Source organism: Bradyrhizobium macuxiense (genome assembly GCF_001542415.1).
GTDB classification, from domain to species: domain Bacteria; phylum Pseudomonadota; class Alphaproteobacteria; order Rhizobiales; family Xanthobacteraceae; genus Bradyrhizobium; species Bradyrhizobium macuxiense.
Genome location: NZ_LNCU01000132.1, coordinates 88,819 through 94,858, shown reverse-complemented (window position 1 = coordinate 94,858; position 6,040 = coordinate 88,819). Strand labels below are relative to the sequence as shown.

Below are 6,040 nucleotides of genomic sequence, written 5' to 3'. Positions count from 1 at the left end.
GGCGGTTTTCACACCATTCATGCTGCTCCCCGCACCGCTCCAACAAGGATCGGGCGCGGCGCCGGTGCACGGCAATTTCACGCCGCCCACAATCCGGCCATCACGCGCAATCCCGGCGTTACCAGGAATCCGGCCGTCTCGCACGGCATAGCGGCCAGCCGCAATGCGCCCTCTGCCGCCGTGATGCGGCGCAACGCCAGCGCTGTCGGCCGCAACCTGTCCTCGCGTCCAATCACAACCGCCCTACACAGGCCGGGCGGCTTAAGCAACCCGCTGGCGCGCGCCGCGATCACGACCGCCGCTGCGGGCGCCGCGTGGGGTTATCATAATTATAATGGAGGCTGGTGGTGGCGCCATCCGCATGGCGGCTACGGCTGGGTCGGCCCCGTGTTCTGGCCCTACGCCTATTACGACCTCTACGACTATACCTGGTGGGGCTGGGGCTACGATCCTTACTTCTGGGACTACGGTTATGGCGATCTCTACGCCGGCCTGTTCGGCCTCTATGATTACGATGCCTTGAGCGGCTATGCCGACTATCTGCCGAGCCGCGGCGGCACACGCCAGGCGACCACGTCCAACGCTCCGGCTCAGACGACCGCGACGCTCGCCGACATGTGCGGCAGCGACAGCCGCGACATCGCGGGCTTCCCGATCGACCAGTTCCGCAGCGCGATCGATCCCAATCCCGAGCAGAGCGCAGCGCTCGATGACCTCGCCGCCGCTTCCGAGAAGGCGTCCGAGATCATACTCAATTCGTGTCCCAAGGACGTGCCGCTGACCGCGCCGAGCCGGCTTGCCGTGATGCAGGCGCGTCTCGAGGCCATGCGCACCGCGGTCGAGACGCTGCGGCCGCCGCTCGACAAGTTCTATGGGCTATTGACCGACGATCAGAAGGCCAAGGTGACCGCGCTGGTCGCGGATCAGCAGCGCGCGCGGCGCGAACGTTCACCGCGCCAAAACACCGCTGAGACCACCGACAACGCGACCTGCAACACTGCGCAGCCCGCCGCCCTTGAATGGCCGGCTGACCTGATCGAACGCAACGTGAAACCGACCGACGCGCAACGGGCGAGCCTCGACGCGCTACGCGATGCGGCGACGAAGGCCCAGGACACCCTGAAAGCGTCCTGCCCGCCCACCGACGCACGCACGCCACCGGCGCGTCTCGCGGCCGTCGAAGCAAGGCTGGACACGATCCTGCAGGCGATCGGCACGGTGCGTCCGGCGCTCGACACGTTCTACAACTCGCTCAGCGACGAGCAGAAGGCCGCGTTCGACGCCATCGGTCCCGAGCGCGATGGCAGCAGGACGGCGATGGCCGCTGATGCCGGCGAGCCCGCGCATGGCCATCACCATCGCCACCACCGCCACGGGCTCAATGTCGGCGGCATGATCTTCCGGATGATCGGCTTGTGAGGCTTGCCGGTCGGTCTGCAGCTAACTCGTCTTGCCCGGGCTCGTTCCCGGGCATCCACGTCTTTGGTCTCCACGTGAAAGCAAGACGTGGATGGCCCGGCCGAGACGTCTTACACCTTCCCGCGATAGCGCAGCGCGTCGACCAGCAGCGAGAACGCGGGTGAGGCTTGCCGTCGGCTAGGATAATAGAGGTGATAGCCCGAGAACGGCGGACACCAGTCGGCCAGCACGCGCACCAGCTTGCCGCTTACGAGATCCGGCTTCGCCTGGCCTTCGGTCATATAGGCGAGGCCGAGCCCGTGCAGCGCCGCGCTCAGCAGCGCGGCGGAGCCGTTGAACACCAACTGGCCCTCGACGCGCACGTTGAGCTCGCGTCCATTCTTCTCGAACTCCCAGGCATAGAGCCGGCCGCCATGGGTCGGCAGGCGCAGATTGAGACAATTGTGCTCGGTCAGCTCTTGCGGCGTGCGCGGCTTCTTGCGCGTCGCGAAGTAGTCGGGCGAACCGACCACCGCCATGCGCAGGTCCGGGCTGACGCGCACCGCGATCATGTCTTTCGCGACCAGCTCGCCCGGGCGGATGCCGGCGTCATACTGCTCGGCGACGATGTTGCTGAGGCCGTAGTCGATCACGACCTCCACCTTGATATCAGGGTATTGCGGAAGGATCGTGCGCAGGGCCGGCATCAGGATCGCCTCGGCGGCGTAATCGGTCGCCGTCACGCGGATGGTGCCCGCCGGCTTCTCGCGCAGCGCGCTGAGCGCGGCGAGTTCGCCATCCATCTCGTCGAATTTCGGCCCGATGCTGCGCAGCAGCCGCTCGCCGGCCAGCGTCGGCGCGACGCTGCGCGTGGTGCGGCTCAACAGTCGCACCCCGAGCCGCTCCTCCAGCGCGCGCACGATCTGGCTCAGCGCCGACTGCGACAGGCCGAGCTTCGCCGCGGCGCGCGTGAAACTCCGCTCCCGCGCCACCGCGAGGAAGACCAGCAGGTCGCTCGCATTGTCCCGGTCCATTGATTAGCAGGCCTCATGAATGCATGCAGTTTTCATCATCTAATCCGCGAGCCGCGAAAGCGCTAGCTTCGCGGCATCGGAGAATTCAGCTGCCCTGCTCACGCCAGTCACGACGCCGGACACGCGCGCCGCCGCATTGCCGGTCGCCGGGATCTTGCATCCGATCATCGCAGCGATCGGCGCGTTCTGCCTGATCGCCTCACAGCGAGCGCTCGGGGAGCGGCTGCCGCCACAAGGATCAAGATCGATGCCCTTCATGGATGATGTCCGGGCGGTTGCGCCCGCGCTGGAAAAATATCGCCAGGACGTCGTGCTCGGCGATCTCTGGAACCGTCCCGGCCTGTCGCCGCGCGACCGCAGCCTCGTTACACTCGCCGCGCTGATTGCGCGCAACCAGACCATCGAGCTCGCTTTCTATCTCGGCCGCGCGCTCGACAACGGCGCGACGCCGGCCGAGGTCTCCGAGACCGTCACCCATCTCGCCTTCTATACCGGATGGGCCAATGCGATGTCGGCGGTGACCATTGCAAAGGACGTGTTCGCGGCGCGAAAGATCGGCACCGACCAGCTTCCTCCGGCCGCCGGCCCGCAGCTCGCGCTCGATGAGGCGGCCGAGGCGCAGCGCGCGACGCGCGTCGCCGAGCAGTCCGGCGGCGCGGCGCCCGGCCTCGTGCAATACACCGCCGACGTCCTGTTCCGCGATCTCTGGCTACGGCCCGGCCTCGCGCCGCGCGACCGCAGCCTCGTCACGGTCAGCGCGCTGGTTGCGACCGGACAGGTAGCGCAGATCACCTATCACCTCAACCGCGCGATGGATAACGGTCTGACGAAGCCCGAGGCCGGTGAGTTGCTCACCCAGCTCGCCTTCTACGCGGGATGGCCGAATGCATTCTCGGCACTGCCGGTCGTCAAGGACGTGCTCGAAAAGCGGCCGCGTTGACGGCGCTGCGGTCGGCCCGGCGGCACCGTGCGCAAGCGCGCCTTTTGCACACCCTACGAATAGCGCCTTAGATCACCTTGCGCTGCGCCAGGTTCTTCATCAGCGCACTGAGGCCGAATGTCCAATGCTCGCATTCGTCGCTGTTGCGCATGCGGTTGACGAGCTTGCCGAGCTCCGGAGCTGCGATGGTGACGATGTCGTCGCGCTTGTGGGTGAAGCCCTCACCCTTCGCATCGCGGTCCTTCACCGGCGCGAACATCGTGCCGAGGAACAGCGCAAAGCCGTCGGGATATTGATGCACGGGACCGACGGTCTGCGCGACCAGATCGGTCGGGTCGCGGCTGATCTTGCTGATCGAGGAATGGCCCTCGAGCACGAAGCCGTCGGTGCCTTTCACGGTCAGGCCGACATCCATCTTGCGCACGTCATCCAGCGAAAAGGTCTGGTCGAATAGCCGGAGCAGCGGGCCGATCGCGCAGGAGGCGTTGTTGTCCTTGGCCTTCGACAGCAGCAGCGCCGAGCGGCCCTCGAAGTCGCGCAGGTTGACGTCGTTGCCGAGCGCCGCACCGGCGATCCGGCCCGTGCTGGAGACGACGAGCACGACCTCCGGCTCGGGATTATTCCAGGTCGACTTCGGATGCAGCCCGGCATCCATGCCGGTGCCGACCGACGACAGCGTCGGCGCCTTGGTGAAGACTTCGGCGTCGGGGCCGATGCCGACTTCCAGATACTGGCTCCAGGCGTTCTGCTCGATCAGCACCTGCTTCAGCTTCGCTGCCTCCGCCGAGCCCGGCCTCAGTTTGGAGAGATCGTCGCCGACCAGGCGCACCACCTCCTTGCGGATCGCCTCCGCCGACGACGGATTGCCGCGCGCCCGCTCCTCGATCACGCGCTCCAGCATCGAGATCGCGAAGGTGACGCCGGCCGCCTTCAAGACCTGCAGATCGACCGGCGCGAGCAAGTGAGGCTTTGTCGTGTCGCGGGCGTCTGGCGGCGTGTTGGCCAGGATCGCGTCGAGGTCGCCGATCCGCTCGCCTTTGGTCGCGCGCAGCGCAGCCGCCGGGTCCCGTTCCTCGCACAGCGCGCTGACGGTCGGAAACCGCGCGGTGACGTCGAACACGCCATCATTGCGGACCGCGACCACGGTCGGACCGCCAGCCTGCGGCAGCCAGACCCGGCCGACCAGCGTGCCAGCGGTCGCGTCGTCCGGCAGGACATCTTTTGGCGTAAGCGAAATCATCGGACTCTCCCTTTTTTGTCTTGCTGGCGCTTCCTAGAGCCTTTTGCGTTCCGATGAAATCGGAACGCGGCTCCAGACTCATGTTTTGACGCGTTTTCTTGACGCGAACCGGTATCCACTTCGCTCGAAAACGCTTCCTAGCACAATGCCGTCCTCGATGTGAGGTGGCCGTCATCGCGATGTCACACGAAGGTAACACGCCCCGTCAATGCTCCCGCGCGATCCACCACCCATGGAAAGACGGATGTCATGACTGCCTCCGCCCTTAGCGACCAAGCCTCGCACGAACAAGCCTTGAACGATGAAGCTTTGCACGACGAAGTCTTGCGCGCCCGCATCCATCAGGAGATGGCCGACAATCTCGACGAGGAACTCGAGCTGGAGCTCGACGATGCCAGGCTCGACGACCTCGATCACGAGACGAAATCCGGCGAAGCGGCGCTCGACCGCAAGCTCTATTTCCGCGAATTGCTGCGGCTGCAGGGCGAGCTCGTGAAGTTGCAGGACTGGGTGCACCACGAGAAGAAGAAGATCGTCATCCTGTTCGAGGGACGCGATTCCGCCGGCAAGGGCGGCGTCATCAAGCGCATCACCCAGCGGCTCAACCCGCGCGTCTGCCGCATCGCGGCGCTGCCGGCGCCGAGCGAGCGCGAGCGCACGCAATGGTACTTCCAGCGCTACGTCGCACATTTGCCGGCCGGCGGCGAGATCGTGCTGTTCGACCGCAGCTGGTACAACCGCGCCGGCGTCGAGAAGGTGATGGGGTTCTGCACCGAGGAGCAGTATCAGGAGTTCTTCAAGTCGGTGCCGGAGTTCGAGCGGATGCTGATCCGCTCCGGCACCATCCTGCTGAAATACTGGTTCTCGATCACCGACGAAGAACAGCAATTCCGCTTCACGATGCGGATCCGGGATCCGCTGAAGCAGTGGAAGCTGAGCCCGATGGACGTCGAGGCGCGCAGCCGTTGGGAACTGTACACCAAGGCCAAGGAGACGATGCTGGAGCACACGCATCTGCCCGACTCGCCGTGGTGGATCGTCGATGCCGTCGACAAGAAGCGCGCCCGGCTCAACTGCATCGCGCACCTGTTGAGCCAGGTCCCCTACAAGCAGGTCGCGCACGAGCCGGTCGTGCTGCCGTCGCGGGTCCGCAACCCCGACTATCACCGCGGCCCGATCCCGCCGGAGATGTACGTGCCCGAGCGGTTCTGAGCCACTTAGTTTTCCTCTCTCCCCGCTCTTGCGGGGAGAGGGTCAGGGTGAGGGGCTGCGTCCGCAAATACGGTAAACGTTGGACTCGCGGAGACTCCCCCTCACCCGGATCGCTCTCCGATGCGATCCGACCTCTCCCCGCAAGCGGGGCGAGGTAAGGGACCAGCACTTCGCCCTTGAAGTGATCACCTCGCCTACTAATGGCGCAGGCTGGCG

Annotated in this window: 5 protein-coding genes; 3 read left to right on the top strand and 2 right to left on the bottom strand. The window is 65.8% G+C overall.

Going from position 1 to position 6,040, the window contains the following annotated elements; all coding sequences use genetic code 11:
* On the top strand, positions 1 to 1,419 hold a 1,419-nt coding region (locus AS156_RS40100), incomplete at its 5' end, for a Spy/CpxP family protein refolding chaperone (RefSeq protein ID WP_136626662.1).
* A 110-nt stretch (positions 1,420 to 1,529) separates the two neighbouring features.
* On the opposite strand, the gene AS156_RS40095 is transcribed toward AS156_RS40100, so the two are convergent.
* Positions 1,530 to 2,432 (bottom strand): LysR family transcriptional regulator, encoded by a 903-nt coding sequence (locus AS156_RS40095; protein WP_066516271.1) that lies wholly within the window; start codon positions 2,430 to 2,432, stop codon positions 1,530 to 1,532.
* Positions 2,433 to 2,679: 247 nt separating this feature from the next.
* On the opposite strand from AS156_RS40095, the gene AS156_RS40090 reads away from it, so the two are divergent.
* A complete protein-coding gene (locus AS156_RS40090; RefSeq protein WP_082747996.1) occupies positions 2,680 to 3,372 on the top strand; it encodes a carboxymuconolactone decarboxylase family protein in 693 nt (230 codons plus the stop codon).
* Between the two features lie 67 nt (positions 3,373 to 3,439).
* On the opposite strand, the gene AS156_RS40085 is transcribed toward AS156_RS40090, so the two are convergent.
* The gene (locus AS156_RS40085; RefSeq protein ID WP_066516269.1) at positions 3,440 to 4,612 is read right to left on the bottom strand and encodes a fumarylacetoacetate hydrolase family protein; all 1,173 of its coding nucleotides are present in this window, start codon (positions 4,610 to 4,612) and stop codon (positions 3,440 to 3,442) included.
* Positions 4,613 to 4,960: 348 nt separating this feature from the next.
* On the opposite strand from AS156_RS40085, the gene ppk2 reads away from it, so the two are divergent.
* Positions 4,961 to 5,824 carry a polyphosphate kinase 2 gene (gene ppk2 / locus AS156_RS40080; protein ID WP_066516300.1) on the top strand — a complete coding sequence of 288 codons (864 nt, stop codon included), beginning with the start codon at positions 4,961 to 4,963 and terminating at the stop codon, positions 5,822 to 5,824.
* Positions 5,825 to 6,040 lie beyond the last annotated feature (216 nt).

Excerpts from the sequence above, each read along its gene's own strand:
- AS156_RS40095 (WP_066516271.1), bottom strand. The coding sequence starts at position 2,432 with ATGGACCGGGACAATGCGAGCGACCTGCTGGTCTTCCTCGCGGTGGCG.
- AS156_RS40090 (WP_082747996.1), top strand. The coding sequence starts at position 2,680 with ATGCCCTTCATGGATGATGTCCGGGCGGTTGCGCCCGCGCTGGAAAAA.
- AS156_RS40085 (WP_066516269.1), bottom strand. The coding sequence starts at position 4,612 with ATGATTTCGCTTACGCCAAAAGATGTCCTGCCGGACGACGCGACCGCT.
- ppk2 (WP_066516300.1), top strand. The coding sequence starts at position 4,961 with ATGGCCGACAATCTCGACGAGGAACTCGAGCTGGAGCTCGACGATGCC.